Here is a 3,342-nt window from a genome sequence, read left to right on the forward strand (position 1 = left end):
GGAGCCTGGCAGTGTGCTACTCTCACATGGGGAAACCCCACACTACCATCGCCGCTAATACGTTTCACTTCTGAGTTCGAGAAGGGATCAGGTGGTTCCGTATCGCTATCGCCGCCAGGCAAAAACTGTTTACGACCTCCAAATATGGAGGAAGCGCAGAAGAATGTCTTGAACATTCTTCGCCAATATAAAAAAGCTGAGGTAAAAGTAAGATAGGCTAACAAGTTAATATCCTATCTTCTAAAAAAACGTTGTCTTTCGACTGGTATTATCTTTGACTTTCGCCACAACCCCGTCGCATAGCAACTTGGGGTTGTATGGTTAAGCCTCACGGGCAATTAGTACAGGTTAGCTTAACGCCTTACAACGCTTCCACATCCTGCCTATCAACGTCATCGTCTATAACAACCCTTCAGGGACCTAAGTCCAGTGATGACTCATCTCGAGGCTCGCTTCCCGCTTAGATGCTTTCAGCGGTTATCGATTCCGAACGTAGCTACCGGGCAATGCCATTGGCATGACAACCCGAACACCAGCGGTTCGTCCACTCCGGTCCTCTCGTACTAGGAGCAGCCCCTCTCAATCATCCAACGCCCACACCAGATAGGGACCGAACTGTCTCACGACGTTCTAAACCCAGCTCGCGTACCACTTTAAATGGCGAACAGCCATACCCTTGGGACCGACTTCAGCCCCAGGATGTGATGAGCCGACATCGAGGTGCCAAACACCGCCGTCGATATGAACTCTTGGGCGGTATCAGCCTGTTATCCCCGGAGTACCTTTTATCCGTTGAGCGATGGCCCTTCCATACAGAGCCACCGGATCACTATGACCTACTTTCGTACCTGCTCGACGTGTCTGTCTCGCAGTTAAGCTAGCTTATGCCATTGCACTAACCTCACGATGTCCAACCGTGATTAGCTAACCTTCGTGCTCCTCCGTTACGCTTTGGGAGGAGACCGCCCCAGTCAAACTACCCACCAGGCACTGTCCTCACCCCAGATTATGGGGCTAAGTTAGGACATCAAACATACAAGGGTGGTATTTCAAGGTTGGCTCCACGCTATCTGGCGACAACGCTTCAAAGCCTCCCACCTATCCTACACATGTAGGGTCAATGTCCAGTGCCAAGCTGTAGTAAAGGTTCACGGGGTCTTTCCGTCTAGGTGCGGGTACACAGCATCTTCACTGCGATTTCAATTTCACTGAGTCTCGGGTGGAGACAGCGTGGCCATGGTTACACCATTCGTGCAGGTCGGAACTTACCCGACAAGGAATTTCGCTACCTTAGGACCGTTATAGTTACGGCCGCCGTTTACCGGGGCTTCGATCAAGAGCTTCGCTTACGCTAACCCCATCAATTAACCTTCCGGCACCGGGCAGGTGTCACACCGTATACGTCCTCTTTCGAGTTAGCACAGTGCTGTGTTTTTAATAAACAGTCCCAGCCACCTGGTCACTGCGACCTCCAACCGCTTAGAGAGCAAGTCTCATCACAGCCAGAGGCGTACCTTCTCCCGAAGTTACGGTACTATTTTGCCGAGTTCCTTCACCCGAGTTCTCTCAAGCGCCTTAGTATTCTCTACCTGACCACCTGTGTCGGTTTGGGGTACGGTTCATATGCACATAAGCTTAGAGGCTTTTCCTGGAAGCAGGGCATCTGCAACTTCACTGCCGTAGCAGCTCGTCTCGTGTCTCAGTCTTAAGAGCCCGGATTTACCTAAGCACTCAACCTACTCACTTTCACATGGACTACCAACGCCATGCTTGCATAGCCTTCTCCGTCCCCCCTTCACTGTACATACAAGTACGGGAATATTAACCCGTTTCCCATCGACTACGCATTTCTGCCTCGCCTTAGGGGCCGACTCACCCTGCCCTGATTAGCATGGGACAGGAAACCTTGGTCTTCCGGCGTGGGGGTTTTTCACCCCCATTATCGTTACTCATGTCAGCATTCGCACTTGTGATATGTCCAGCAAGCTTCTCAACTCACCTTCAACCACTTACACAACGCTCCCCTACCCAGCAAGTAAACTTGCTGCCGCAGCTTCGGTGTATAGCTTAGCCCCGTTACATCTTCCGCGCAGGCCGACTCGACTAGTGAGCTATTACGCTTTCTTTAAAGGATGGCTGCTTCTAAGCCAACCTCCTAGCTGTCTTAGCCTTCCCACATCGTTTCCCACTTAGCTATAACTTTGGGACCTTAGCTGGCGGTCTGGGTTGTTTCCCTCTCCACGACGGACGTTAGCACCCGCCGTGTGTCTCCCGGATAGTACTCCACGGTATTCGGAGTTTGCATGGGGTTGGTAAGTCGGGATGACCCCCTAGCCCAAACAGTGCTCTACCCCCGTGGGTATTCATCCGAGGCTCTACCTAAATAGATTTCGGGGAGAACCAGCTATCTCCCGGTTTGATTGGCCTTTCACCCCCAGCCACAAGTCATCCCCTAACTTTTCAACGTTAGTGGGTTCGGTCCTCCAGTTGATGTTACTCAACCTTCAACCTGCCCATGGCTAGATCACCGGGTTTCGGGTCTATACCTTGCAACTAGACGCGCAGTTAACGCTCGCTTTCACTACGGCTCCCCTATTCGGTTAACCTCGCTACAAAATATAAGTCGCTGACCCATTATACAAAAGGTACGCAGTCACAGAACTAGTCTGCTCCCACTGCTTGTACGTATACGGTTTCAGGTTCTATTTCACTCCCCTCGCCGGGGTTCTTTTCGCCTTTCCCTCACGGTACTTGTTCACTATCGGTCAGTTAGGAGTATTTAGCCTTGGAGGATGGTCCCCCCATCTTCAGTCAGGATAACACGTGTCCCGACCTACTTGATATGTGCTACTGTGCTCTTCGTGTACGGGGCTATCACCCTGTATCGCCAAACTTTCCAGCTTGTTCCACTAATCACAGCATCATCGGCTAATCCGCGTTCGCTCGCCGCTACTAACGGAATCTCGGTTGATTTCTGTTCCTCCGGGTACTTAGATGTTTCAGTTCCCCGGGTTCGCCTCTACACCCTATGTATTCAGGTGCAGATAACTCCTAAGAGTTGGGTTGCCCCATTCGGAAATCGTTGGTTATAACGCTTTATATCAGCTTACCAACGCTTATCGCAGATTAACACGTCCTTCATCGCCTCTAACTGCCAAGGCATCCACCGTATACGCTTAATTACTTAACCATACAACCCCAAATAGCTTCGCTATTCAGAATCGTAAAGTAAGATAATTGCCGTTTCTTTGTCAGATAGGATCTTAACTAATTTGCTAGAACCCTAATTCTTACTTTTACTTGATGATTTTCAGCTTTTCCATATTGTTAAAGAACATTTAG

Annotated in this window: 2 rRNA genes; both read right to left on the reverse strand. The window is 50.2% G+C overall.

Features of this window, described 5'->3' with window-relative positions:
- Positions 1 to 3: 3 nt before the first annotated feature.
- A 5S ribosomal RNA gene (rrf, locus tag HJG39_RS18945) occupies positions 4 to 119 on the reverse strand.
- Between the two features lie 198 nt (positions 120 to 317).
- Positions 318 to 3,190 (reverse strand): 23S ribosomal RNA (locus tag HJG39_RS18950).
- Positions 3,191 to 3,342 lie beyond the last annotated feature (152 nt).

The sequence above is a fragment of the Alteromonas sp. a30 genome (assembly GCF_026788005.1).
Lineage (GTDB): Bacteria > Pseudomonadota > Gammaproteobacteria > Enterobacterales > Alteromonadaceae > Paraneptunicella.